Origin of the sequence: Candidatus Solirubrobacter pratensis (assembly GCF_000425945.1) — a bacterium.
Lineage (GTDB): Bacteria > Actinomycetota > Thermoleophilia > Solirubrobacterales > Solirubrobacteraceae > Solirubrobacter > Solirubrobacter pratensis.
Window position 1 is genome coordinate 279741 of the sequence record NZ_AUEK01000007.1, and the last position, 22969, is coordinate 302709.

Annotated in this window: 30 protein-coding genes and 2 tRNA genes; 1 reads left to right on the forward strand and 31 read right to left on the reverse strand. The window is 62.5% G+C overall.

Annotated features, from left to right (window positions below; translation table 11 throughout):
• Positions 1 to 202 precede the first annotated feature (202 nt).
• From H958_RS0108530 to H958_RS0108670, 29 genes are all read right to left on the reverse strand, one after another.
• Positions 203 to 802, reverse strand: coding sequence for a hypothetical protein (locus H958_RS0108530; RefSeq protein WP_028058363.1), 600 nt, complete (start codon positions 800 to 802; stop codon positions 203 to 205).
• Positions 799 to 1089: a hypothetical protein gene (locus H958_RS0108535; RefSeq protein ID WP_028058364.1), complete on the reverse strand. Its 291-nt coding sequence runs from the start codon at positions 1087 to 1089 to the stop codon at positions 799 to 801. The genes H958_RS0108530 and H958_RS0108535 overlap by 4 nt, the downstream gene beginning before the upstream one ends.
• Positions 1082 to 1306: a hypothetical protein gene (locus H958_RS0108540; RefSeq protein ID WP_028058365.1), complete on the reverse strand. Its 225-nt coding sequence runs from the start codon at positions 1304 to 1306 to the stop codon at positions 1082 to 1084. The genes H958_RS0108535 and H958_RS0108540 overlap by 8 nt, the downstream gene beginning before the upstream one ends.
• Positions 1299 to 1955 (reverse strand): metallophosphoesterase family protein, encoded by a 657-nt coding sequence (locus H958_RS0108545; protein WP_028058366.1) that lies wholly within the window; start codon positions 1953 to 1955, stop codon positions 1299 to 1301. The genes H958_RS0108540 and H958_RS0108545 overlap by 8 nt, the downstream gene beginning before the upstream one ends.
• The gene (locus tag H958_RS0108550; RefSeq protein ID WP_028058367.1) at positions 1936 to 2571 is read right to left on the reverse strand and encodes a hypothetical protein; all 636 of its coding nucleotides are present in this window, start codon (positions 2569 to 2571) and stop codon (positions 1936 to 1938) included. The genes H958_RS0108545 and H958_RS0108550 overlap by 20 nt, the downstream gene beginning before the upstream one ends.
• A 6-nt stretch (positions 2572 to 2577) precedes the next feature.
• Positions 2578 to 3216: a deoxynucleotide monophosphate kinase family protein gene (locus tag H958_RS43010; RefSeq protein ID WP_156027803.1), complete on the reverse strand. Its 639-nt coding sequence runs from the start codon at positions 3214 to 3216 to the stop codon at positions 2578 to 2580.
• 65 nt (positions 3217 to 3281) lie between these two features.
• Positions 3282 to 3827, reverse strand: coding sequence for a hypothetical protein (locus H958_RS0108560; RefSeq protein ID WP_028058369.1), 546 nt, complete (start codon positions 3825 to 3827; stop codon positions 3282 to 3284).
• A 9-nt stretch (positions 3828 to 3836) separates the two neighbouring features.
• On the reverse strand, positions 3837 to 4082 hold the full coding sequence (locus tag H958_RS0108565; RefSeq protein WP_028058370.1) for a hypothetical protein: 246 nt from the start codon (positions 4080 to 4082) through the stop codon (positions 3837 to 3839).
• A 5-nt stretch (positions 4083 to 4087) separates the two neighbouring features.
• Positions 4088 to 4408 (reverse strand): nucleoside triphosphate pyrophosphohydrolase, encoded by a 321-nt coding sequence (locus H958_RS0108570; protein WP_028058371.1) that lies wholly within the window; start codon positions 4406 to 4408, stop codon positions 4088 to 4090.
• A 135-nt stretch (positions 4409 to 4543) separates the two neighbouring features.
• On the reverse strand, positions 4544 to 5065 hold the full coding sequence (locus tag H958_RS44930; RefSeq protein WP_081685720.1) for a DNA N-6-adenine-methyltransferase: 522 nt from the start codon (positions 5063 to 5065) through the stop codon (positions 4544 to 4546).
• 246 nt (positions 5066 to 5311) lie between these two features.
• Positions 5312 to 6604, reverse strand: a complete 1293-nt coding sequence (locus tag H958_RS0108585; RefSeq protein WP_028058372.1) for a hypothetical protein — start codon at positions 6602 to 6604, stop codon at positions 5312 to 5314.
• On the reverse strand, positions 6576 to 8666 hold the full coding sequence (locus H958_RS35955) for a hypothetical protein (RefSeq protein WP_231379196.1): 2091 nt from the start codon (positions 8664 to 8666) through the stop codon (positions 6576 to 6578). Before H958_RS35955 ends, H958_RS0108585 begins: the two co-directional genes overlap by 29 nt.
• Positions 8667 to 8872: 206 nt before the next feature.
• Positions 8873 to 9589 (reverse strand): hypothetical protein, encoded by a 717-nt coding sequence (locus H958_RS0108600; protein ID WP_028058373.1) that lies wholly within the window; start codon positions 9587 to 9589, stop codon positions 8873 to 8875.
• Positions 9590 to 9599: 10 nt separating this feature from the next.
• On the reverse strand, positions 9600 to 10772 hold the full coding sequence (locus H958_RS0108605; RefSeq protein WP_028058374.1) for a zinc ribbon domain-containing protein: 1173 nt from the start codon (positions 10770 to 10772) through the stop codon (positions 9600 to 9602).
• Between the two features lie 39 nt (positions 10773 to 10811).
• The gene (locus tag H958_RS46065; protein WP_156027806.1) at positions 10812 to 12179 is read right to left on the reverse strand and encodes a hypothetical protein; all 1368 of its coding nucleotides are present in this window, start codon (positions 12177 to 12179) and stop codon (positions 10812 to 10814) included.
• A 4-nt stretch (positions 12180 to 12183) separates the two neighbouring features.
• Positions 12184 to 12708 carry a hypothetical protein gene (locus tag H958_RS46070; protein ID WP_156027808.1) on the reverse strand — a complete coding sequence of 175 codons (525 nt, stop codon included), beginning with the start codon at positions 12706 to 12708 and terminating at the stop codon, positions 12184 to 12186.
• A 147-nt stretch (positions 12709 to 12855) separates the two neighbouring features.
• Positions 12856 to 13626: a hypothetical protein gene (locus H958_RS46075; protein WP_156027809.1), complete on the reverse strand. Its 771-nt coding sequence runs from the start codon at positions 13624 to 13626 to the stop codon at positions 12856 to 12858.
• Positions 13627 to 13889: 263 nt separating this feature from the next.
• Positions 13890 to 14312, reverse strand: a complete 423-nt coding sequence (locus H958_RS46080; protein ID WP_156027811.1) for a hypothetical protein — start codon at positions 14310 to 14312, stop codon at positions 13890 to 13892.
• Between the two features lie 5 nt (positions 14313 to 14317).
• Positions 14318 to 14752: a hypothetical protein gene (locus tag H958_RS0108625; protein WP_028058378.1), complete on the reverse strand. Its 435-nt coding sequence runs from the start codon at positions 14750 to 14752 to the stop codon at positions 14318 to 14320.
• Positions 14753 to 15000: 248 nt separating this feature from the next.
• Entirely contained in the window at positions 15001 to 15348 is a 348-nt protein-coding gene (locus tag H958_RS0108630) for a hypothetical protein (RefSeq protein ID WP_156027813.1), read from the reverse strand.
• Between the two features lie 42 nt (positions 15349 to 15390).
• Positions 15391 to 17445 (reverse strand): hypothetical protein, encoded by a 2055-nt coding sequence (locus H958_RS0108635; RefSeq protein ID WP_028058380.1) that lies wholly within the window; start codon positions 17443 to 17445, stop codon positions 15391 to 15393.
• A gap of 6 nt (positions 17446 to 17451) precedes the next feature.
• Positions 17452 to 17853: a hypothetical protein gene (locus tag H958_RS0108640; protein ID WP_028058381.1), complete on the reverse strand. Its 402-nt coding sequence runs from the start codon at positions 17851 to 17853 to the stop codon at positions 17452 to 17454.
• A 102-nt stretch (positions 17854 to 17955) separates the two neighbouring features.
• Positions 17956 to 18519 carry a hypothetical protein gene (locus H958_RS0108645; RefSeq protein ID WP_156027814.1) on the reverse strand — a complete coding sequence of 188 codons (564 nt, stop codon included), beginning with the start codon at positions 18517 to 18519 and terminating at the stop codon, positions 17956 to 17958.
• 9 nt (positions 18520 to 18528) lie between these two features.
• Positions 18529 to 18753, reverse strand: coding sequence for a hypothetical protein (locus tag H958_RS46085; protein ID WP_156027816.1), 225 nt, complete (start codon positions 18751 to 18753; stop codon positions 18529 to 18531).
• A gap of 93 nt (positions 18754 to 18846) precedes the next feature.
• Positions 18847 to 19899: a hypothetical protein gene (locus tag H958_RS0108650; protein ID WP_037409729.1), complete on the reverse strand. Its 1053-nt coding sequence runs from the start codon at positions 19897 to 19899 to the stop codon at positions 18847 to 18849.
• A 2-nt stretch (positions 19900 to 19901) separates the two neighbouring features.
• Positions 19902 to 20708 (reverse strand): hypothetical protein, encoded by an 807-nt coding sequence (locus H958_RS0108655; RefSeq protein ID WP_028058384.1) that lies wholly within the window; start codon positions 20706 to 20708, stop codon positions 19902 to 19904.
• A gap of 2 nt (positions 20709 to 20710) precedes the next feature.
• Entirely contained in the window at positions 20711 to 21331 is a 621-nt protein-coding gene (locus tag H958_RS0108660) for a lysozyme (RefSeq protein ID WP_196807282.1), read from the reverse strand.
• 35 nt (positions 21332 to 21366) lie between these two features.
• Positions 21367 to 21439: transfer RNA gene (locus H958_RS0108665), tRNA-Ile, on the reverse strand.
• 6 nt (positions 21440 to 21445) lie between these two features.
• Positions 21446 to 21517 (reverse strand) — tRNA-Gly (locus tag H958_RS0108670).
• 111 nt (positions 21518 to 21628) lie between these two features.
• On the opposite strand from H958_RS0108670, the gene H958_RS0108675 reads away from it, so the two are divergent.
• Positions 21629 to 21871 carry a hypothetical protein gene (locus tag H958_RS0108675; protein ID WP_028058386.1) on the forward strand — a complete coding sequence of 81 codons (243 nt, stop codon included), beginning with the start codon at positions 21629 to 21631 and terminating at the stop codon, positions 21869 to 21871.
• Here the strand turns inward: H958_RS0108675 and H958_RS0108680 are convergent.
• Both H958_RS0108680 and H958_RS0108685 read right to left on the reverse strand, forming a co-directional pair.
• On the reverse strand, positions 21868 to 22071 hold the full coding sequence (locus tag H958_RS0108680; protein WP_028058387.1) for a hypothetical protein: 204 nt from the start codon (positions 22069 to 22071) through the stop codon (positions 21868 to 21870). The two genes, H958_RS0108675 and H958_RS0108680, sit on opposite strands and share 4 nt — an antisense overlap.
• An 86-nt stretch (positions 22072 to 22157) precedes the next feature.
• On the reverse strand, positions 22158 to 22691 hold the full coding sequence (locus H958_RS0108685; RefSeq protein WP_028058388.1) for a hypothetical protein: 534 nt from the start codon (positions 22689 to 22691) through the stop codon (positions 22158 to 22160).
• Positions 22692 to 22969: the final 278 nt, after the last annotated feature.

The window sequence follows — 22969 nt, forward strand, 5'->3', positions numbered from 1 at the left end:
GGGCTTGCATCCAACGCCACAGGTCAGTCCTCTCTTTCCGATCTTGCGGGCCTCCCGGCGGCACTTGACGCAGCGCGTCTCTCCTCCGGTGCACTTGGCGAACTGCGCGGAGGGAGCGGCGTATACCGTGCCTCCGCACTCGCAGTTCCATTCATTCTTGATTGGGCGGTCATTCACCACCCGGCGGGAGAAGACGTGTCCCCTACCGTCCATTGCGCTTGCGCATCCTCTCTCGAATCGACTTCTGAAGTACCTCCTGGCCGAGTTCCATCGCCTCGGCTTCAAGAAGGTCAACCGAGTTCTGGTCCATGGCGGCCGAGATGCGGTTCGGGTACATGTCAACTACTCCGTGGACCTGTTCCTTCGTGATCCACATGAGCACGAAGCCCTCTGACCCACGCGCTTCCTCTACCGCGTGCTCGAAGAGCGCGCGGAGGTAGTCGCGGTTCTCCTGCTCATGGTTACCGCCGCAGCCCGGGCAGACATCATTCGCCCCGATGGGATTGTCGAGGTCTAGTACCTGTTCGGCGGCTTCGCGCTCGATCGCATCCTCTACGAAGTCCTTGACGCTCGGCGCCCGCACGACGTGGAAGTGACTCGGGTAGGTCCAACCGTCTTCCTGGCCGGGGCGGTAGAGCCAGTGATCGCGGTCCCACTTGACGTAGATCATCTCGAAGCCGTCCTCATCGACCTTGGCGTCAACGACGGTCCCTCGCCACCCAGCGGTAGCTACCACGTAGAAGTCGGCGCCGGACTCCGTTACCTCAACGGTGAGGCCAACGAGGTTCGTGACATCGCTCATGGCAGTAGCCGCCGCAAGCGGGGAACGAGGTCATCCACGAGTTCCTCCACGTGAATGTTGGTGAGCGGGTAGGTTTCGAGGTAATCGAGGATGTCTCGAATCTCGGCCGCAAGGTCACGATCGCGAGCAGACACGCGGCCCCTCGCCTCAGCGACCTGAGCCTCAAGATCGGCGCGCACATCTTCGGCGTCAACGAACGAACCGAGAGTTTGCCCCGTGAACGGCGAGTCCTGGGAGTGGAAGCCGTAGCTGGGTGACCAGCCTGCGCGTCCGACCTCCTCACTCATCCTCGGGCTCCTCGGCGGACTCGATGTAGCCTTCGAGCTTCAGGAGCGCGTCGGCTACGGCATTGGTCAGCGGTGAGCGGCGCACGCGCGTGTCTAGCTTGCGGTACTGCGACGCGAGGTCTTCCGCCTGGAGGACGTTGTGAACCGCGTTGAGGGTGTCCCGGATCAGGGTAAGGTCGCCTACGAGGATCGGTGCTTCCTTCGTGGGATCAGGCATTGATGTACTCCGTAACGTCTACGATTGGGTAGACAGGGTCGTAGACGTCGTTGACGTGGGCGACGCTGATGACGGGTGTTCCTGACATGTGCTCGTGAATGCCGTGGCTTTCGTGTATGTGGCCGCAGATGAACACCTGGGGCTTCACTCGGAAGAGCATTAGGTTGGCAGCCGATGTGCCCACATGGTCGGCGCGAGGGATACGGTCAGCAACGAAATGGGGCGGGCCATGGGAGATCACGATGTCCGTGTCATCCGGCACCGCCGCATAGACTCTGGCCAGCGTCGCGTCGGATGCGTAGAAGGCCCAGTACCTGAGGTTAGGTACCCACGGGGTCCCGTAGATGGTTAGCCCCTGCCAGACCGTGGTCTCGTCGCGCAGGTACGTCCACGGCAAGTCCTTGGGTACGAGATCGCCGTTTTCGAACACGAAGTCGTGGTTACCCGCGACGCCGATGACCGTCGTGGTTGTCGGCATGTCGAGTAGCCATTCGCGGAACTCAGTGTCGAGCCAGTCAGACTGGCGCGACGCCATCTCGCTGGGCGTCCCGCCGAAGTCGGGGCAGATATCTCCCGCGATGATGAGGAGGTCACAGGGCTCGACCTCTGGAAGGTTCCCGTGGAGGTCGCTAGTAGCGAAGATCCGCACTGCTGAGCGCCCCCTTGTCCATCATCGTGTGGATCAGCAGACGCCACGACGGCGCAAGCTGAATGCCTGGGACATCGGTCAACGCGCGGTTGTACTCCTTCAGTAGCCCGAACCCGAGACGGGGAGTGTCGGGATTCAGCAGCGCCCAGTCAGCGTCATAGGCGAACTGCACGAGCGTCTTGGGACGGTCGTCCACGATGTAACGGCACTCACGGACATACGGAATCTTGGAATCGTGCGTGCAGATCAGGTCCCCGGGAGGGAACCCGCAGAAGTCGAACAGCCACGTTGCGGTCGCCTCAGTTGCCTCGGGCTTGCGCGTGGAGATGTAGAGGATGCTGTCGAACTCCTCAGCGATGTCCCACATGCCCTCGTAGGCGCCCAGGTACGGCTCCTGCGTAGTGATGGCGTCGTTGTCGTGACAGCGGTCGATGATCTCCAGCCACTGGGAGAGGTCGATTACGTCAGCGGGTGAACGCCACTCCGGCCATGCGCAGTAGGCGCCACGGAGGAGGGTCTTGTCTCCGGACTCGATCGCGAGCTTGGACCACGTATCTCGGGCGAGGTCACCGAAGCTGTACAGCGTGTCGTCAATATCGATTGCGATGCTGGCCATGTACCGTTACCTATTCGGCCAGCGAAGCCCGTAGTGATGGAGCAGCGCCTGAGAGAGGTGCGCCTTGAGATCGTCCAACGTGCCCGAGTTGTCGATTACTACGTCCAGGTACTCGGGAGCGAGGGGCTTTTCCGAAGCGTGACCATCGCCCTTTGCAACTGTGGGTCGATCGATCTTCCATACCTGGCCGCCGCAGTCATGGATATGGTCTGCCTCGTTGGGGAAGCGCACGTCGGTGATGACGAGGAAGTCGGCCATCTCGTCTACGTCGGCGCGCCCCCAGTTGGCCGCCACGGGGTTAGGGAGGACGACTCGCGTCCAGAAGTCATGCCCGAACACGTCGCGATGTGCCTCTGTGCCGTAGTGCTGGAGGAAGACGCGACCGGTGATCCCGAGCCTGCCGTAGGACATCTCCGCTTCGTCATCAGAGAGGGAGAAGATGTGCCCGCTCTCCTTGAGGGAGTTGCACCATGCGATGGCGTCTTCCACCGCGATGTCGGGGAAGAAGACGCGCGCGGCTGATAGCTTCAGACGGTCAGCGAAGGCGTCACGGATCACGTTCATGTCCGGCAATAGCTCGCGGATGAACGTGAGTGATTGATCCTTGCCGGATTCGGCAAGGCCATGCAATCCGAGAAGAGGCAATGTTGTCCTTAGGGAAAGCGAAGGGGCACCAGAAAGGTGCCCCTTCACAACGGCTCTAGGTGCGGCTAGGAGAGGGCGAGGGCGGTGTCGGCAACGGCGTTGGCCGCGATGCCTGCGATGTAGTTGGCGTCGAAGCCCTGGACGGCCTGTAGGAGTACCTCGGCGGCACGTGTGCGCTCGCCCACGTACTCGTCTTCGTCGGCCACCACATCGCTGAGGAAGACGATGGCCTGTCCCGCGACGAGCGAGAGCGGATCCGGGACCGGCGCATGAAGGATGTCCGCGAGGTCGTCCAGACTGACCTGGACGAAGTCGTCGGCCGCCTCGTCGGAAGGCGCGTCGCCGCAATCGCAGTCGTCACCGCAGAACGGGCCGCCGTCGACCGGGCAGGTGTCCTCGGCCTCCTCGGCGGCGCGTTGCGCGAGGAGAAACTCGGCGGTGCCGACATCCTCTTGGACGAAGACCTTGGGATTCGAGAAGTATCCCGGTCCGTATTCACCGCCGGTGGCGAGAGCGCGGTACTTGCCCTTGACGGAGCCGTCACTCTCGAACACGGGGTCAAATACCTCGTAGGTGTTGTCGCCATACGCCTGAACAATGATGCTGGTCATCCTGTATCCCTACTTGTTGAGTGCTGTGCGTGCGTCTTGAAGTGCCTGGTATTCCGCCTCAGCGTGCGGCTCGACCTCTTCTCGAAGGTCTGCCATCTTCGCGGCGTGGAATGCCTTGGCGTCTTCCTCGGTCCATTCACCCGACCAGACTCGGCGCATGGTGAACGTGTAGTTCGCGTCCTGCTCGTACTTGACAAGCTGGAACTTGCCCCCAACGGAGACGGAGGCGCTGACTTCGGTGACTACGGGATCCATGTGAACTACGTTGTCGGCCGGACCGCTGCCGACTGCTGAAGGACGATGCCCTGAAAGAAGCCACCGCGCGCGACCCGCTTCCCGTCCGCGACCAAGAGAAGGTCTTCCTGGACGTAGTTGTCTAGTGCGGCGAGTGCGAGCAACACCTCGAAGATGTCTGCTAGCTCTTCGACATTGCCTTCCTCTAGGTACTCCGTGACCTCCTCCTGGAGCTTGTCGCGGAGTAGCTGCTCGTACTCGGTGCCCGCAGCGCGATACGTCGTCGGGAAGGATCCCTCGCGCTGCGCGATGATGAGAGGGATACGATCCCGGACGAGCTTCCTCACTCGTCTTCGTCCGGAAGGACTCCCATGTTTGCCAACACGGTGGAAGCCATGACACTCGACGTGATGGCGAGAGAATTCGCCGCCTCTAGGGCTCCGGCGACACGCTCGACGGCCTCAATGAGACGCTCTGACTGTTCATGCAACACTGGTACTCTCCTCACTCGACTTGTGGACCAGGGTCATCCCCAGTCCCGACTGTGCTACTGCTTCTGCGTTATCGGCCCCGTAGGCGACGAGTGCTGATGGGGCGCCGGAGTTGCCTGGGGCTTTCTGCCCGTCGCCTGGTACGAAGGTGAGGCGGCCCGCGACGAGGCACACGGCGTCGGCGTCGCGTACCGTCTCGTGCCACCACTTCACGTCGGTGCGCGCGAACACCAGCGCGATTCCGTTGCCGTGATCGCGAAGCTTGTGCATCCACTTGCCTGTGACTCTCCCGTAGGGCGGGTTCATCCAGACGCGGCCGAACCACCGCTGACTGAGACCGTCGTCGGCCTCAGACATCCAGGTCTTCACGGGAATCCACGGGACGCCCTCAGGCGGCGAGCAGGGGTCGAGCGAGAACTCGACCCCCAGTGCCTCGAAGACATGTGGGGGCGTGTACCACTCATTCGTTGCCCCCTCGTTCGGTGCGTGGAGCTTACGCCACGGATCCGTCACGTCCTCGTGAAGTTGATGAGGTACCCCTTCGAGAATGCGATCTCGTGGATGGAGTTCACGATCTCGGTTGCGTCTGAGTCCGGCATCGGCTTCCCGCTCGGGTCGTGAACAACGATGCAGACGGCTGGTGACCTCTGCACGTAACCGTGAGAGCGGCCACGCGAGCGTCCGGCAGTGCGACGGCTCTTGGAGCCGCCGTTCTTCTGTTCAGCCATGATTACCTCTGGCTAGGGGATGGATACGAAGTTAGTACCGCTGGTCGCGCCACATAAGCTTGCCGTCAACGTATGAGGCAAGTTCTGCCTTGAAGGTGCCGTCAGGCCACACGATTGCCGTGCCGAAGCCGTTCTGCCAGTTGGCGAACCGCTTGTAGCCGAGGCCGCCCTGAATGCGGGCCATCGTGCCAATCTCCATGCCGGTCACTGTGCAGGGGACGCCGTCAATGTCGTGGACGGTCTTGTGTGTGATCGCCTGGCGATGGGTGTGCGCCATCGCGATGGAGTGCTGTACCTCGTCCAGGTGTGCGAGGACCGAGGCGCCTGGATCCTTCTTCACCTTCTCGCCGTGAATGGCTGCGAGCACATCGGACACGCGGTAGTGCGCGTGTGCGTAGCCGCCGTCCGGCTCGATCAGCTTGATGCCGAGAGAGTCAAGGTGCAAGAGGTCACGGATGTCCCACACCGCCCGGAAGGGGTCCTCGCCAGGGATGTCAGCGGGGCGGATGCCGTGCAGGTTGGTCATATAGTTGATGAGGCGGTTGCGGATCCGCTCATCGTGGTTTCCGAGCAGCTTGACCCAGTTCGTGGAACGGCATGCCTGTACGTAGTCCCGCAGCATGAGATAGCCCGAGTTGATTGATGTCTGGGCATCGACGTGCCAATCTGGATTGCCGGGGTGACGAGACACGTCTGGCAGGTCAATGGTGTCACCCATAAGGACGCCGCGATCCGGGCGGTTGAACTCCAACCACTGGCAGAACTTGTCGTGTAGGTCCGGGTTCTGGTACGGAGCCTGCTGACATCCGACGAAGACCACTAGCTCGGCGTCGCGGTCGAGCGTGACGTATAGTCGGTCCAGCCGGAAGCTCGGCCCGTCTACAGCAGGCATGACGAACTCGTACGGCTTCTTGCGCGCGCACGTCACCTTCAACTGCTTCATCGTGACGATGGGGTTCTCGCCGTACTCATCAGCGCTCCCCATCGTGTCCCATTCGTTGACCGTAAGGGACGTGATCTCCCACTCGTCGGGGTCAAGCCCCCGCTCGCGCAGTAGCTCCCCAGGTGAGTTGAGGACGGTTGCCGCACGACTCGTTACCGTGGCCTGGTCGCCGTCGATACGGACTCCTGCCTTCTCGGCGTGATCGTCACCCGGAGCTACCGCACCCCAACGTCGAAGCGCCCGGCGCACCGACCGCTCGGACGTTGTGACACCGAGGGCATACAATTCGCGAACGATCTCGGGGTTCGTGAACGGCCTGGCGTGAAGGTCTAGAATGAACTCCCGATGCGCGTCAAGCGGGCTTGTCTGGGTCTGAGTCACTTGCCTTGTAATCCGGTTCGATGATGCTGTAGGACTGCTTCTTCACCGGCCGGGGCAGGCGCTCTACCGTCTTCTCTGCGGAGGCGACACGCGGCCGTAGTGCTGTACCTTCATTCTCGGCCGCATCGTGGGTAACCTCAGCCTTGACAGACGATGTTGGTCCGCCGATGCCGGGCCGCCTCTCCATCGAGATTGCAGGGGCCACCAGACCGCCGCCAGGGCCTCCCTGAGGGCCAGGGGCGGTGATGGCGGGGCCGCCACCCGGCACGCTGTCTCCGAAGCCTCCAGGGCCAAGCATTCCGCCCGGGGGAGGGGGCATGACGATTGAGTCGCCCGGCGTACCTCCCGGCATCGGCGGACCGCCTGCGTCGGGTCCCATCGGAGGCCCGGCCATCGGCATCCCGCCGGGCGCACCCGGACCGGGGGTACCCGGTGCGATCGGCATCGAGCCCTGAAGGACTGTCTCCACCTCGGCCTTGAGGTCGGGCGGGATCGGCAGGTTCTTCTCGTGAAGTACCTTGTAGGTCTTCATCTTCGCTTCCTGCTGAGCGACGGTCTTCTTGACCAGTTCCTCGTTGTAGTCGTTGATCTCGTCCTCGATGTCGAAGTCAACGCCGATGAGCATGCTCTTGTCGGAGATGGGCACACCCATGGTCCGGAGTGTCTGGAGGAACTGACGCTCGGTTGCCTCGTCGCGGAGATCGAGCGTCTGGAAGCGAAGCTCCGGGATTAGGAGCTTGTGCCGCTCCACGATGACCTTCTTGCCCTCGGCGTCGTGCTCTACGACTTCCTCCATCACCGGCACGCGAGTCTGTCCACGCGTTTCGTACTCGTAGTGCCCCTGAGCCTCTGCCACGACCATCGCGCGGGAGCGGAAGTGATCCTTGAGGAAGCCCTGGTAGGTACGGAGAATCTGGTTCAGGAACTCAGCCTGAAGCGCGGAGGATGCATACGGCTGGGAATTGGATCCAGCGGAGAGCAGTGACGGGTTGACGCCGAAAATCTGCATGAGGCGACGCTCGACGCGATCGAAGTCGTCACCAAGGCGAGGCATCTGCTCACGCCCGAAGACGTTCTCCATCTCGATGCCGACGTGGTGAACGAGGAGACGGAAGTCCGAGGTAAGAGCGATGTCCAGGTCGTCGCGGAATGCATCTAGCTCTTCCGGGCCAGGGATGTACGGCGGGTAACCGTCACCCAGGTCCACGATGCCGAGCTTCGCAAGGATGAGCGGGGAGTACAGACGCTCCGCGATGGCGTCCTGTGACGCTAGGAGCTTCTCCTCGTGGATGAGTGTCCGTAGGCCGCGCAGGAGGATCGGCGTGCCGTGGTCGTCCCACGGTGAGGTCTTGTTGGCTACCTGCTTGAGGAGGACATCCGAGATGGGGATGTGGTCGCCGCGCTTCAGGTAGGGGATCAACTCGGGGAAGTTGAGTTCTAGCTGGCGATACTCCTTCGGCGGGGTCTTGGACTGAGCGAGCTTCTTGAGATAGTCCGGCGGTACGATCTTCAGTGATCGTGTACCGAGCAGCGGAAAGTTCTCGATCACCACGTCTTCCGGGTTGATGAGTTCTTCGCGCTCGAAGATGCCAAGGTTCTCATCGAACGAGGCCATGGGGAACGCCTCGCCTACGGTCCAGTACTCACGACCGAGGTTGACGAAGAAGTTTTGGTACTCAAGCTGGTCAAGAAATAGCTCGGAGTACCAGTCGGCTAGCTGTTGGTCCTTGCAGTACATCTCCATGCCCACGAGTGGGAAGCGGGTGAAGATGTCGATGAGGATGGGTACGAGGTGGTGCGTCGCGTAGTAGAGACGGAGCCACTTGTGGAGCTTGTGCCGGTGAGACTCGTCAGCGGTGTTCCACGGCAGCCCCGTTACGTCCCAGTACTCGATCGGGTCATAGAAGCGAGGAATGGCGGCGAACACGTCGTTGCCGCCGCTGCTGAAGCTCGATGTACGCTGGACGGAAGAGGCACGGCGTTGCGCCCGCATCGCTCGCATGAGGCGCGTGTTCTGCTCGATCGCCTCTACGCTGTTGGCACCGCCTGCGAGCCCGGACATGATCGTCCGCTCAAGGTCACCGGGCGATTGAGCCATCCGGTGCATGTCGTGAGCGGCGAGTCGGGCTCGCGCGGTGTTCTGAGGGAGAGCAACCCCTCGCTTCTGGAGATTGGCTAGCTCTGCGTCAAGCTGCCTCGTGTCAACTCGCTTCTGCATACTCAACTCTACGTACTCGTCCGTTCACCGCGAGAATCGCGGCGGCAGGGTTACGCCTGCTCGAACTCGCTGATCGCGCCGAGTGCCTGAGCGGTGGTGAGGAACCCGGAGGTGACCGGGTTAGCTTGGCCTGTGTCCGGGAAGGTGTCGGTGTGGATGACCGGCTGGGTGTCTACCTTGCCGATGTCCGTGTTGTGGTCGAGGAGTTCCCCGTACTCACGAGCATCGTTCGCGTAGTCGGCCGTGTCCTTCACGTCCTGCCGCTCGGACTTGAAGGCGCCGCCGTCCACGTTGATCTCCGGCAGATTGCCGTCTCCGGTGAGTGCGTTTGGCTTCCACTTGGTCTTGTCCATTGACGGACCGGATACTTCACCCTTGCCGCCGAGGTTGTCCTCGGCGGTGCGGACCGAGGACTCGACCTCGCCCTTGCCTACGGCAGACACGTCGTCAGAGAGTGCGCCCTCGCCGTTGTCGTCGCAGGAGCACATCTTCTTCGGGCCAACCTTCCAGCAGCGGCAGTCGTCGCAGAAGGCACCGCCAGCGATGCGAGCAACGAACGCCGTCACGAGCGCTGCGTCACCCTCGGCAAGGTCGCTCATGGCGCCCTTAGTGAGGGCTACACGAGCCTCGAACTCGTCCATGGTGGACGCCTGGCGAAGGAACCCCTCGAACTGCTCGGAGGCGCGGAGATTGAAGAGCACGGACGCGTTGCGAGCGGCCGTGCGCTCCTCGTGCTGCTGTGCTGCGTCGTAGGAGAAGAGATCCATTGGTTCAGCCTCAGGAGAAGAGGATGTCGTCGGGGAGAGCCGCGTAGCGGTCTTCCTTTGCCGACGCTTCCTTGTGGGTGGTCTGCTTGCGGTTGGCTAGCTCCGAGCGGCGCGTCTCCTCGACGCTCGTGAGGAAGCGCTGCGTGATCTCCTGGGCGCGCTCGGGAGCGATCCCGGCCACCTTGGAGCGGATGTGCGCGAGCGCCACGGCGCGAGTGGAGCCCATGTCGGCAACGGTGCCGTCCGAGAGGCTCGCGACCAGGGTGTGGGGCTCCTCGGTCAGCACCTTGTCGAAGTCGGTGCCCTCTGCCTCCGCGATCATCTCGTTGACCGTGTTGTCGAGCCAGGACGCCTCGCCGCCGCCTAGGGACTCGCCTACCGGGCCAGCGGTGTACTCCAGCGGCTTGTAGGCGTACGCCTGAGCCTCCTGAGCCTCGATCGCGTCGAGCGCCTGGCGCAGGGTCCCGCGCTCGGCGTCGGCAGCCACGACGATGCCGTCAAGCGTCTGCGCATCCTCGTGGGACGCGGTGCGCTGAGCGGCGATGGCATCGGAGCGCATGCCTTCAAGCGCCTTCAGGCGCGCTGTGATCGACGCGCGATCGGAGCCGAAGGGAGCCTCTAGACGTGAGGTAAGCTCGACGGCTGCCGAGCGGGTAGAGGCAGTCTTCTCGGTAGAGAAGCGAGTGTCCTCCGTCACGCGGAGATGAGCGATGCGACCGTTCTCTAGGCGAACGGCGACCTCCTCACCCCATACATCGTTGACGCGGCTGAGGATCTTGCCCTTCAGCCCGCCTGGGGTGACGATGTGTGTAGCCCTCGTGGAAGCGGTTGTGTCCCACGGGCTGTTACCGCCCATGTCGGGGTAGTCGTCACCGGGGTCGCCGTAGGGGGCAGCATTGCCGTCCGGGTCGAACTCGGGGAACTGCTGCCCTCCAGCCGGGTGACCGCAGTATTCACACTTCTGATCGCCGGGCGCAAGCGGAGTACCGCAGCCAGCGCAGGGTCCGTCGTGGTAGTTGTTGGGGTCCTCGTGTTCACCGAAGCCGCCGGAGTAGCCGGTGTCAGCGCCGTCCCACGCTAGCTTGGTTTCTAGGGTGGCAAGGTTTTCCGCAGAGGCCACTACCTTGCCCTCACGGATGGCGTACACCTTGTCGTTCTCGTAAATGAAGTGTAGATCGCTCATCTCTACTGCTTAGTCGTAGCCCCCGTAACCTTTCTAGGGTTAGTTGACCGATGGGACACGAAGGACAATGCCGCCAGCATCGTCCACGGCGAGGTCGATTACGTATGGGATAGTGCGCGCCGCCACCTTGCCGTCAACGGTTCGGAGGACGACGGATGTCGGCGTTTCGATCTCTCTAGCGCCAAGAGCGGTGAGGCGCGCGATGCTGTGGCCCTCCTTGATCCAGGTCAGGAAGTGAGTGCTGTTGGCCCCAGCGCCAAGATACGCGATCGCTGCGGATCCCGATCGGATAATGAAGTTCGGAAGTAGCTGGTTACCCGATGCGCTCAGCCCTAGCGCGCCCGAGCCTGTCTTGAGGTAGTTGCTTGTGACGACACCAACGGACTTGAAGCCTGAAACAACCACGCGAGTGACGCCCGCTCCGGCCCGAGCAATCTCCGTGTACGGCAAGAAGGTGTCCGCACCAGACGCGACGAACCTCTCCACTGCCCCGCCAGACTTCACGTGGGTCTGCGACGGTAGGAACTGCTTGCTACCGGAGGCAACCGTCCGGAGCGCTCCTGTGCCTGTCACAGGGTTGATGGCGGGCCGGATCCGTATCGAGAGCCCGGACCCGCCGAGGGCCGTGATCGCGGTACCCGTCTTGGAGATGACCGTGAAGGGGATGAAGAGCTTGGCGCCGGACGCAGTGCGCACCGTGATCGCTGCGCCGGTACGCGTCACGTGATGTTCCATCGCGCCACGTGCCTGCCAGCCGATCGGAGCCGCCAGGGACAGCATTCCGTAGCGCGGGGTCCCTGTGCCTCCGGCCCCACCGCCGGACGTCGACTTGACGAGAGAACGGGGACCCGAAGCTCCTAGCGCCGTGATGCCCGAGCCAGTCTTGATGATGCTGTTGAGCTTCCTCGTGCCGGTCGCGCTCCATCCGGGCGCACGAGAGAGGGTGAGCAGGCCGAATGACGGCGTGCCGCTGCCGCCTGCGCCGCCGCCTCGCTTGACGAGACGTAGGACGGCGACGGACGCACCCGAGCCACTCCATGCAGTCGTAGCGGAGCCGGTTCGCTGCTTCGGGATAGCGCCGATCGCAGCGACGCCGGTCTTAGGAATGATATTGGCGACGACGTTCGTCTTGCCGCCCGAAGCGGCCCAGGCAGATACTCCGGCGCCCGTCTTGGTCTTGTCGCTGTTATGTACCTCGGTGCCGGACCCTACCCAGATGGAGACGCCCGAGCCGGACTTGATGAATGGGATGGCTCCGAGGACGCCGATGCCGGACTTGGCCGTTTCGGCACCGACCGCACCGTGAAAGCTAGACCCAGAGGCAGTGAGGGTAGTCTTCGCTCCCCCGATGTTGAGTAGGGGTAGCTTGCCTAGCCCAGCAGAGCCCGTCTTGCTGTACGTAGGCATGGGCTCACGGTCCGACTAGCGCGATACCGGTCTTGGTGTACGTGACTCCCGATGAGGAAGCCTTGAAGGTCGCAACGAGGCCGCCTACGGCGCTGCCCTCGGATGGCGTTGCCGTCGAGGTAACAGTGCCGGTGCTCGTGAGCGAACGAAGCGCCACGTGAATTCCGGTTCCATTCGTTCCCACTGCGGCTACGGTGGTCGCCGGATTCGCGGTAAAGCCATTAGTCCAAGTAGCGCTAATCGTGCCGCCGACCGCCGTCATGCCTACAGCGGCAACCGCAAGTTCATCATTCTGCGCGGTCGCTGCTGTTGTGCCGGTGGTGGCGCCTCCGCTTGCGTGTGCGGTCTGGTCCAGGACGCCGGAGGTGGCATTCCCGGTGAACTGCATCACTACCAACTCTGCCGATGCTGCCACACTCGGAGCGATCGTCACCGTGGATGACTCCGACGAACCGGCGATCTTGTACCACAGGTAGAGGCCGGTGCCTCCGATGGAGGAATCCGCGAGCGACCATCCAGTGCTGCTCATTGTGAGCGTTGCGTCGGAGTTGGCGGCACATAGGAGCAGCCGTCCCGACGCGGGCGCGGTTGTGAATGTCGCGGAGAGCGTAGTTACGTTCGCAGCGGAAGAAACGGCGACAGCAGGTTCAAATAGTGTCAGTGGCATGATCTATGCTTAGCCGCACCGAGTGTTTGAACTAGTGCTGGTGTCGTCCCACACGTTGCCGGATACGACCGTGCCTGCGGGAAGAGCGAGGCACATTCCGTACGCGCCACCGCGAGGGAAGTAGCCATTGACATCGGCGCCAGCGGAACAGACCCATGAACCGCCCCCGCTCGCGACTTCAACGCCTCCACCACAGCGTGCGACGCGATTGTTGGTGATCGAGACGGTGCCCGTGCCATCGCTTGAAGAGTTGGCGCATCCGTAGATCGAGTAACCACCACCGGCAAGCAGGTTGTTGTTGATGGTGAGGTGGTTCGTGCAGGGGCCGCCGGAACCATTTCCGGTGTTCGCGAAGATATTGGCGGTCTGATCCTGCTTGTTGATGAACGTGTTATGGTCGGCTAGGAGGGTGTGACCGTCGCTGTAGGTGTTCTCTAGATGGTCGCCCACGATGGCAAGATCGATGACCGAGTAGGTGTCACGGATCTCAGCGTTGCCGCACCAGCACAGTGAATCGATCGTGCCGTGCTGGTACGCATTGTTGATGTGTAGCTGACCACCCGCCGGGTTGCGAATCGCATGCTCGACAGTTGTGCCCGCTGAAGTCAACTCCACGTGCGACACCGTGACGCTGTATGGCCCGGTGAGCGTGATGATAGAGTTACCACACGTGGAGGTCGTTCCGCATCCTGCGCCGCTAGCGGTGATGCGAGTGTTCTGGATCGTCACGTTGTCGGCGCTCACCGTAATGCCGCCGGTGACATCCTTGCCATCGATCACCTGCCCCGGCGTCGACGCCGTGATGCTTCCGGAGGCGGTTAGGGTTGTGCCAGACGGTACGCCTACGGTTCCGAAGGCGGGATCAGGGAACCCGCACGCTCCAGGCGAAGAGAAACAATGGTCGGTACGCGCGGTAGCCGTTGCTGTGGCCGTAGGAGTAGGCGTTGGAATTCCGCCGCCTCCACCGGTTGAACTCGCCACGACGCCGCCAGCGACGGCACCACTGACGAGAATCGTCGTGATGACTCGCCGCCAGGTGCTTCCTACCATTCGGTGTACCCCACCGGACCCGCTGTGCCGCTGGCCTCTAGAATCATGGAGACTGTGGCCGTCGTGGGCCAGTAACCGGTCGCCTTTGCGGGAAGATAGGTTCCCTGCCCGGCGACGGCGGTAGAGCCGAACGCGAGCCAGACGCCGCTGGCGCCGCCGTTGCTGATCTCGACCATTGTGCGACCAGTATTCGCCGCGACAAGAGTGCCCGCCGCCAGCGCTGAGTTTGCACCGCCCTTGCTCAGAGCATTACCCTTGACAGGGTCACGCACGGGGAGCGGGTTCAGCAGCGAGACATCCGTGGCCGCACCATCTGTGCCGAAGTTCGGCTTGATGCGCTGGTACAGGACACCTGCGACATCGTCGGCAGCGACAACCGCACCGCCGCCGGGGGTAACGTTGAGGTTGTCAGCCATTGGACTTAGTTGTTGGCCTGGATAGTCGGCGTGACCTTGATGACATCGTTCGTGGCGATCGATACCGCCGTGGTGTCATCGAAGTTCGCCGCGAAGATGCACTTGTCACCCGCGTTGGACGACTGATTTGCGAGCCAGAACCCGTTGATGGGCGCAGACCCGGGAGTTGTAGCAGTCGGGAACGTCTTCTGAGCGGCAGTCGTCTTACGACCACCGGTTCCGGCACCGAGTGCGCCCCAATCGGCTGCGAGAACCGCTACGCGCGCATAAGCGCCGAAGTCGGACTCGGTGTAGTTGTCGGCTACCGACGTTGATGCGCCGACCGTCGCGGCAGTGAACGACGTGAAGAGCGCGAGAAACGTCGTCGTGAGGTTGGCTCCTCCCTTAGGGAAGATGTTGAGAATGATGTCGAGCCCCTCGTCGGGGAAGATTTCGGCCATTGGGGATTACCTCCTCCGGGAGGGATTCGTGATGGGAATTTGGGTGGGGCGAGCGTCACCGTTTGAGCGGCAATGCGTGCAGAACCATCGGTCGCGCGATAGGAAGAGAATCGAGCTAACCCGCTCGCACTCCGCGCACACGGTTAGCTGTAGGGAAGGACGGCCGCCGCGATGTGCCTCGACCGCCGGATGCCCTGAGATTTCACGGGTAAGTGCCATCGATGCTTATGGGGATGGCCGCTGTAGCTTTAGAGGTCACGGACTCGAAAGAGACCGTGCAGCAGGGCGTCGGTCCTTCCGGCTGGCGAAGTAACCGTCAGCGAGTAGGCGGCAGCGTTGAACGTCCACGAGGCGGTGACCTCTGGAGTGGCCTGGAGGAAGATGATGCCCCCGGCGCGCAACTCGATCATCGCATTCTCGGTGGTCATCGCGGCGAGTGTTACGCCGCCGATCTTGTCGCGCAGTATGAGTTCGGCAGTGAACCCGGTGAGATCGTGCGGGCTCGCCTCATCGCGATCCTCGTAGTACGTGATCGCCTTCTCAAAGGTGGTACCCCTCCACACGGTGAAGGACAGTCTTGCTGGATCAACGCTCATCTCCCTCATTACGAGGCAGAAGGGCGCCAATGTCATGCCCAGTTAGAAGCCTCTACGCTTGCCTCGGGCACGGAAGCCCGAGCGCGCGGGATTGGTCCCGATCTGCCGGGCGCGACTGGCAGGCGAGCCGCCGGGTGACTGTTCGCCAGCGCGACCGCCTGAGAACTGCCCAAAGAGAGGATGCTTGCCGTTGCCCGGTCCGCCACCGGCCAGGGGGTACCCGCCGAGTGCGCCGAGTCCGAGCGGGGTGCTGCCGAGGGAGGCCATCATCTGATCGCGGAGTCGGTTGGAGAGGAAGGACTCCGTGACGGTCATCACGCAGTCGGCCATGTCCTTGGTCTGGACGGGGCCGATCTCCTGCTTGTCTACACGCGGTGTGAGGCCGGTGCTGATCTGCTGGAGGTACTTCAACTCTAGAGCGCAGTAGCGATTATCCGGCGTGTCTGCCGGGCCGTGGACGAGGTCACGGTAGAGACACGTGCGGAAGATTTCGGACCGGTTCCAGTTGCTCTGCGAGGTTGCTGACTTCTTGAAGACCTTCACTCCTCCGACGTTGCGCATCCGTAGCTCCTTGTTGAGCCACTCGATCGGCGCGTCGGAGTTGAACTGGTCCATCGTGATCTCTGTGGGACGGAAGAGATCGATGTATCCATAGACCTCCCGTAGGACGGTCTCCCACTCGATCACGCCGCTCTCGAAGTTCTGCGGCTGCCAGCGCTTGATGATGTCGAAGACGACGTGCTCCTCCGGCTCGCCGTCCGAGCCGGGAAATGCTTCGAGGTGTCCGAGCGCGAAACCAAAGCCCGCCGTGGTGGAGGACGGGTCGAGGTGCGCGCGGTACTCGTAGAGGAAGCCGTTAGGTGAGGTGTAGTTGGAGGCGACGGCAATGTGCGAGCCGTCCGGGGCGGGCACGCCCTCAAACATGCGGTCTACGGCCTTGGGGTCAAGGTACGCGTCGATGATCTCGCTGAACTGCCCACGACGCTCCACCTTGTACGTGTCGGGGTTCTGCTTCTCTTCGTCTCGTGCCAGCTTGATACCGATGCGGTCGTCCTCGGAGAAGAAGTACGTGCCGTCTTCGTTCTTCTGCTCGTGATCCCAGTCAGGCGACTGCGTGATGCACTTGCGGGGTCCCTTGTACAGCGGCTCTTCCCACCAGCCCTCGAACAGTGCCCAGGAAGGGAACTGGAAGGACACCATGTAGGGGTTCAGCGGGATAGACGGGTGATCCTTCTCCACCGCCATGCCAGCCTGGAAGCGCTCGAAGAATCGGCCGAGCTTCGTATAGGGCGACGAGTTGCAGAACATCATCGCCTCCTTGCCGAACTGCGCCAGCGACGGGAGGGCCGCGTCGTACACCTTCTCTGCGGACGCGTCGGTCTCCGCGCCTACCTCCATGAACGCCATCTCGTCAAAGGCAATCGCCATCGTTGTGGAACCGCGAATCGTGGAGGCGTTGGCTGCGAGTGCGTTACCTCGGAGCTTCGAGATGTCGCGCCCGATCTTGTGTGACTTGCGGCGGTGAGCCGCCATCTTTCGGAGGTCCGCCTCCGTCGCGACGGAGAACTCCTTCTCGTACAGCTTCGTGAGGTTGTCCCCGAACGCGTGGCACTCCGAGACGGTGGTGGCGAGGTCGGAGTACTGGAACTTGCGGGCCTGGTCCAGGGACGCCGCCACGCAGGAGAAGTAGATCTGCTTCTCGGGGTCGATGCCGTATGCGGTGTTCGGATCCTCTAGCTGGAGGGTGTCGAACATCTTCTTGGCCATCGCGAGCCCCGTGACGAACCCCTTGGAGCAACGACGGCCACCGACTAGCACTACCTCGCGGAAGTGGGGGAACCCCTGGTCGCGGAGACTGTCGATCCGCTTGCGGATGTGCGGTGCGAGGACGATCTCGCCGCCACGCCCGCCCTGCATCCAGTAGTTGAGTGTGTCTTCCTCGCGATTGGATAGCTCCTCTAGGAAGAACAGCTTGAGCAGGAGCTTCTGCCGTGGGTACAGCGACTTGCCGCAGAAGTCGCTCGACTCTGCGAACTCCTCGATGCTCACCTTCCTAGGAGCGAGCGAGGACTCCAGTTCCTTGAGGAAGTCCGCCATGCAGGACTACTTCTCGCGGCGCGCGTTGGGAGCTTCCTTCTGCCCCAGGAAGTCCTCACCGCGTTCCTTGGACTTGCGTACCTCGTACTGCTTCTGCTCGTGATCGAAGCCGTACGTGTGCTGGGAGTGACCGCTGATCTTGCCGAGGATCTCTACGACCGGCGGCTCTCCGTAGAGGCAGGGAGCCGGGTCTACGGTTGCGAGGATGCCCATCTCCGCGAGGCGGGTGACGTACTCGTCACGCATGGCCTCTAGGTTGTCTGCGGTGTTCGCCATGTAGCCGTACTTCTGCTGTAGGCGTACGTGAAGCTGGAGGACCGCCTGCACTTCTGTGTCCAGTAGCTCGGTGGCGAACTCAGCGAACTGCTTGCCGCTCGTGATCTTGTCGTCGGGTACCTGGGGGTTCATAACTCTCTTCTCGTTGACTGGACTGACCTGCAACCCTTATGGCGCCAGTACAACGACAAAAGCCCGCACCAGGCGGGCTTCAGTCGGCTCAGGAGAGGAGACTTAGGAGTTGGCCGGAAGGACCGTGCCGCTTGCGAGGCGCGCGTTCACGGCAGATACCGTGTACTGGCCTACGGAGCGGTGATGGTTCAGTGCCTGGCGGGTGACGATGTCGTCCACGTTGACAATCACGTCAGCCGTCGCCTGGAGCCGAGCCTGTCCTGCCTTGGCCGTCGCCGTGTTGCGTACCGGCACCGTTGCTACGACAAGCCCGGTCTGCGTGGTGTGCAAGAACGAGTTGGTCGTCGTCTCGAAGTAGCCAGTCTGGCCGTTCGACGCGGTGCCGACGTACACACGGTACTTCTGTGCGCCCGTGACGGCGGCCCACGCAAGGCTGACGCTGCTCGTGGCGCCGGTGAGGGCGCCCGAGTTGACCTCGGCTGCGGGGGTGGTCTCGCCAAAGTCGCCTAGGGCGGTGACCTTGTAGAAGTAGGTGCCCGCCGCAAGAGCGCCACCGTTGGCTGAAGGCGTGGGCGTGACGACGCCAGGGGCCGCTACAGCAGCCACGGCGAGGACGCGCACGCGCGAGGATCGATTGAGTGCCCGTAGGGCTACATAGGTCGGCATGGCCAGACCTTAGGAGTTCGCCGGGAGGGCTACGCCGCCGTCGTTGGCGTTGCCTGCGGTAACGATCCACTGGCCCACCGCTGCATGACGGTTGAGGGCGCGGCGGTTGGTCGCGAGGTCAAGGTCCACAACCACATCGGTGGTTGGGGTGAGCTTGACGGTCGCGCCGGTACGGTCTACGACCTTGATGTTGGCCGAGCGGTTGAGCGCCCGGACTGCTACATGCTGTGCCATCTGTGTTCCTCTTGGGGTTTGTTCTCGCCTACGCCAGCCGCAGTGTCACGTAGGCTTGGATGTCGCCAGTTACGCGACAGCGGGGTCCCCGATTTATGGGTTACGTACTCGCATGATGGGGATGACCGTCACGTACGCCGCGCGCATGTCGAAGTTGGGCGGAAGCTGCCCGTCCGTCGATACAGGTGCGGATGGCACCTGCGTTAGGAGCGCGTCTACATTGAAAGTTGTGAATGGCGCGGTGCTCTCGGTGAACACGTCACCGTCCATGCCGCCCGTGTGCCCTCCATGGCTGTGGATCCCGCCACCCTGGATGCCATGGACGTGGTTACCGGCGCCGTTCATTGGGCGGGTCTGGCTTGTGTCTCCGGAGTTGAAGCCCGGGATGTACAGCGCCTGACGAATCCCGTCAGGGCTGGGGTCGCCCACGCGACGGCTTGCTAGGTGCTGACCGGAGCCGTTGTCTGCGTTCCACGTGTGCGTGTGATCCCCAGCAGGATCCATACCGTGGCCATGAAAGCCGTCCGCGTTGATGACGTGCGTGTGGCCGCTGACGCGGTGGGCATGCGAGTCCACTTGGTGACGGTGCGCAGGGATGGGGTGCGTGTGCCCGGCGACCGCGTGGGAGTGCGAGAGGTTTCGGAAGTTCGCACCGCCGAATACCTGCGTGCCCGAGCCGTCAGCCGCATAGGTGTAGAACACGAAGCGGTCCGTCCAGTTCGGCAACGTGACAGAGCCTGCGACGCCGGGGAGGTTGTGTTCCCCCTGCTGGAGCGTCTGCCCGCGAGGTACCTCGAACAGCGTGCCCGGTCCGGCCGGGATCGGCTGCGACGGATGCAGGCGCGTCCAGGGCAATGCGACACCGAGGGGGATGATCCCGGCGAGCAGGTTGGCGCTCGCCTTGATGAGGTCTACAGAGTGGTCCTGGAGCTTGCTCCCGGGGAGCGCGCCGTTGGCGATGTGCTGAGCCCCGATCGCGTTGTCCTCGATGCCGCCCCCGGGGATCTTCACTCCCTGGCCCGTGGTGTGGTTATGGCTAGCTACCGCGTTCCAGTTCTGCACCAACTCCCCGTGGGAGTAGGGATCATCAAGCTCATCCCAGAGGATGAGTTGGGTCATGAATTCTGCGTGGTTGATTTGGGCCATAGTTAGAAACCTGTTGTCCAAACCCACAGCTTGCGGTTCTTCGCCGTCACCGGGTCCGGGCCAGTGGCGTATCGCACCGACACATCGTACGTTCCCGCCGCCGCGAAGATGTGGCACACTCCACTACCTGCGAGCGTGCCGTTCGCTGGGCTGACGCCGATGATCTGGCCTGTCGTAGCGTCGCCTGTATACGCCCCCGATGAATTGGCGGAGGAGTGAAGCCCAAAACCGGACGTGGCGAGCGCGCGGTAGAGGTTCGCGCCGGTCGGCATGTTCGCCGCCGCCGACGCTGGGTTGGTCGCTGTGTCTAGGACTACCTGCACCTGCGTGGAGTTCAAGAACAGCGCCGCCATGGCGTTCGCGGGAGTCACGGCCTTCCACATCGCCTGAAACGCTACGCTGATAAGGCCATCAGTCGGGAGAGAGACGCTGGTAACCCTGTCTGGTGTGGGCATTAGCTGGAAGCCGATGCCGCCAGTCGTCACAGATTCCTCCGCAGAGATCATTGACTTACCACGACGGACAGTGGTCCCCTGTGTGATCCCGAGGTACGTCGCGAATGCCGAGTCGAGCTTCGGGACGGTGACGGCACCGTTGAGAAGCTTGGTCGTCGTGACGGCGTCGGTCGCGAGCTTGAAGCTGCTTACCGAGCCGTCAGCGAACGAGTCAGCGCCCAGCGGCTTACCCTTGCCCGGAGAGTGATCGTGGTTGTCGATTCTCTGCATGTTCAGAGCAAGCTGCGCTGAACTGAACTGATCGGTGGGGGACGGCCATGCGACCAGTCCCATGTTGGCGAGGAGGGATGCCATGATTAGGAGAGGAAGAGCTTGCGCTCCGCTTCGCGACGGCTTGTGAGCCCGGGTAGCACACGGCTGCCTGCCATGTCCCAATCGAGCAGGTGGTTCGCCGCGCCCTTCCAGTCGTGCGAGCGCAGCGCGCGGCCGACGCCGGTATCCCGGTCGATGGCTCCGGGTCCGCAGTTGTAGACGAAGCTCACCAGGGCGTCGAACTGATGCTGGCTCAGCGGGAGGTGAAGGGCGGCGACCGGCGGGGCGTACTTGTGGTTGAGGTCTGTCTTGAGGAGAGCCGTCGCCTGCTTCTCGGTGATGTTCTTCGAGTTTGGGCCGACGCCGGACGTGTGACCGTAGCCGATGGTCCACACGCCCACGGCGTCGCGGTAGGGGTGATCTACGAAGCCCTCGAAGCGCTTGATGAGGGCGACGCCCGAGTCAGAGACCTTGGTGATGCGCTTGGCGGCAAGCTGCTTCTTGCGACGCTGCACCAACTCATGGGCGTTCTTGTACATCCCGTACCAGTAGGCCCGGCGCGGGGACTTGGAGTTCTTCTTGACATAGTCTCGCCAGTTCTTGTGGAAGCGAGACTCACGCTCTTCCCAGAGGGCGAGAGAGTGCTGTAGCTCGGTAACGGTCATGTCTATCCGTTACGACTTAGGTCGCGCCCGAAAAGTGGCTCTAGCAGGAGTCGAACCTGCGGCCTCTCCCTTATGAGGGGATCGCTCTGGCCTCTGAGCTATAGAGCCGGTGAGAGCCGCGTGCGGGACTCGAACCCGCGATGCCTGCTTGGAAGGCAGGAGTGTTGGCCACTACACCAACGCGGCGTGCAGAGAAACGGTGCTCTGATGCACCAGTTTCGCCTCGCGAGATTCTTACCTCCCGCGCCCTTCGGAAGAGGTGAAGGTCACCATCCATCTACCCGAAAGGGAAACATCATGTCTCAGGTTGTCAAGCTCGACAGTCGCACGTTCGTAGCTGTCCCACAGCTAGCAATCGGCGCCCATACCATCGACGGATACGTGTTCGGCGGGATGCCGTACTACAACCCGGCGCCGGACTCCATTAGCGCCGTCACGATTTGGTGGAAGCTACTCGCGGACCCGAGCTACGCGTCGTTGCCGCCGGTCACGTCGATCAGCGTGGAGACCACGGTCTCCGGTACCGTCAACCCGGTCTAGGAGAAGATCCGAGCGATCTGCTCGTGCGTCGCTCCCTGGGCGAGATAGCGACGCACGTCGTGGTGACTGAGGGCGAAGCCGTCCAAGCCCTTTGCATCCACGAGGCTCATCACCTGGTCGTCAACGAAGCCGAGCGAGCGAAACGTCTCGCTACGGTACGCCCTGATCTTGTCACCATTGAGGTCGGTGGTACCTGCCATTCTAAGCTCCCTATCAGAATCGAACTGATTTCCCGGGGTTACAAGGCCCGTGCATCTCCATCAATGCTTAGGGAGCGGGACGAGCCCTACTTCCTCGGGCTCTTCTTGTGTCGATGCAAGCGAGAAGCATGCGCGTTGAGTCGCCTGCGGGCGAGCTTCGCCGGGCTTGCTGCGAAGTTCACGTGGTGAGCCTCGGAGGCCGTGTGATACGGCTGGTGCACCTTGTAGCCGTAGCGATGGAGCACGCGGAGTAGGTCATCCCATTCCGTAACGTCGAGACCTAGCTGATAGGGCCGGAGCTTGTGCCCGACGTGGCCGATGGTGCCATCTCCGAGCAGCAGGTGGGAGCCCTGGGTCGGTGGGTTCGCGGGCAGGAACCCGGGCAGGCGCTTCGTCCATCCGTTGAACAGGTACGCCTGGTCGTGAAGCTTGGTCTTGTGCCTCTTGTTGAACGACTTGATCGTGGATACGCGACGATCTGCCGAGACAAGGTGTCCCTTCCAGCCGTTGTTACGCGCGTCCTGGAGTGCCCATGCGAGGCCCCGGTAGACGGGCACATTGTCGAACTTGACGATGTGCCACGCCGGGTAGACCGTGCTCAGAAGCGGTAGGCGGCTCATGCCGCTTACGTGAGAGGCTCAACGATGAAGTAAGGTCACGCCCTATAGCCAGGATTCTGTCGTGGTCGATCATCTACCTCTGTATCGCGTATCGATACGCGATACAGGCCACACCTTTACGTGGTGGCTGCCCTCAACCTTGCTCACCCCTGGTTGCCCTCGGGTGGCTATTGCGAGGTTGCACCCTGCCTCCCCACTGAGGTTCGAACGGCCGTAAGCCTCCCTCCGGAGGATCAGTATCTGCGACGAGGTTTGCCCCCGCCAGGGTGTCCTGAACT

What these genes read in the sequence shown, in the direction of transcription:
- H958_RS0108645 (WP_156027814.1), bottom strand. Translation starts at nt 18,519, where the DNA reads ATGCCGACCTATGTAGCCCTACGGGCACTCAATCGATCCTCGCGCGTG.
- H958_RS0108600 (WP_028058373.1), bottom strand. Translation starts at nt 9,589, where the DNA reads ATGGATCTCTTCTCCTACGACGCAGCACAGCAGCACGAGGAGCGCACG.
- H958_RS0108685 (WP_028058388.1), bottom strand. Translation starts at nt 22,691, where the DNA reads ATGAGCCGCCTACCGCTTCTGAGCACGGTCTACCCGGCGTGGCACATC.
- H958_RS35955 (WP_231379196.1), bottom strand. Translation starts at nt 8,666, where the DNA reads ATGTCCGGGCTCGCAGGCGGTGCCAACAGCGTAGAGGCGATCGAGCAG.
- H958_RS46080 (WP_156027811.1), bottom strand. Translation starts at nt 14,312, where the DNA reads ATGGCTGACAACCTCAACGTTACCCCCGGCGGCGGTGCGGTTGTCGCT.
- H958_RS0108640 (WP_028058381.1), bottom strand. Translation starts at nt 17,853, where the DNA reads ATGAACCCCCAGGTACCCGACGACAAGATCACGAGCGGCAAGCAGTTC.
- H958_RS0108535 (WP_028058364.1), bottom strand. Translation starts at nt 1,089, where the DNA reads ATGAGTGAGGAGGTCGGACGCGCAGGCTGGTCACCCAGCTACGGCTTC.
- H958_RS0108540 (WP_028058365.1), bottom strand. Translation starts at nt 1,306, where the DNA reads ATGCCTGATCCCACGAAGGAAGCACCGATCCTCGTAGGCGACCTTACC.
- H958_RS0108635 (WP_028058380.1), bottom strand. Translation starts at nt 17,445, where the DNA reads ATGGCGGACTTCCTCAAGGAACTGGAGTCCTCGCTCGCTCCTAGGAAG.
- H958_RS0108675 (WP_028058386.1), top strand. Translation starts at nt 21,629, where the DNA reads ATGTCTCAGGTTGTCAAGCTCGACAGTCGCACGTTCGTAGCTGTCCCA.
- H958_RS0108605 (WP_028058374.1), bottom strand. Translation starts at nt 10,772, where the DNA reads ATGAGCGATCTACACTTCATTTACGAGAACGACAAGGTGTACGCCATC.
- H958_RS0108630 (WP_156027813.1), bottom strand. Translation starts at nt 15,348, where the DNA reads ATGAGCGTTGATCCAGCAAGACTGTCCTTCACCGTGTGGAGGGGTACC.
- H958_RS0108550 (WP_028058367.1), bottom strand. Translation starts at nt 2,571, where the DNA reads ATGGCCAGCATCGCAATCGATATTGACGACACGCTGTACAGCTTCGGT.
- H958_RS0108655 (WP_028058384.1), bottom strand. Translation starts at nt 20,708, where the DNA reads ATGGCATCCCTCCTCGCCAACATGGGACTGGTCGCATGGCCGTCCCCC.
- H958_RS0108660 (WP_196807282.1), bottom strand. Translation starts at nt 21,331, where the DNA reads ATGACCGTTACCGAGCTACAGCACTCTCTCGCCCTCTGGGAAGAGCGT.
- H958_RS0108565 (WP_028058370.1), bottom strand. Translation starts at nt 4,082, where the DNA reads ATGGATCCCGTAGTCACCGAAGTCAGCGCCTCCGTCTCCGTTGGGGGC.
- H958_RS0108680 (WP_028058387.1), bottom strand. Translation starts at nt 22,071, where the DNA reads ATGGCAGGTACCACCGACCTCAATGGTGACAAGATCAGGGCGTACCGT.
- H958_RS0108625 (WP_028058378.1), bottom strand. Translation starts at nt 14,752, where the DNA reads ATGGCCGAAATCTTCCCCGACGAGGGGCTCGACATCATTCTCAACATC.
- H958_RS0108530 (WP_028058363.1), bottom strand. Translation starts at nt 802, where the DNA reads ATGAGCGATGTCACGAACCTCGTTGGCCTCACCGTTGAGGTAACGGAG.
- H958_RS46070 (WP_156027808.1), bottom strand. Translation starts at nt 12,708, where the DNA reads ATGAGCAGCACTGGATGGTCGCTCGCGGATTCCTCCATCGGAGGCACC.
- H958_RS46085 (WP_156027816.1), bottom strand. Translation starts at nt 18,753, where the DNA reads ATGGCACAGCATGTAGCAGTCCGGGCGCTCAACCGCTCGGCCAACATC.
- H958_RS0108560 (WP_028058369.1), bottom strand. Translation starts at nt 3,827, where the DNA reads ATGACCAGCATCATTGTTCAGGCGTATGGCGACAACACCTACGAGGTA.
- H958_RS46065 (WP_156027806.1), bottom strand. Translation starts at nt 12,179, where the DNA reads ATGCCTACGTACAGCAAGACGGGCTCTGCTGGGCTAGGCAAGCTACCC.
- H958_RS0108650 (WP_037409729.1), bottom strand. Translation starts at nt 19,899, where the DNA reads ATGGCCCAAATCAACCACGCAGAATTCATGACCCAACTCATCCTCTGG.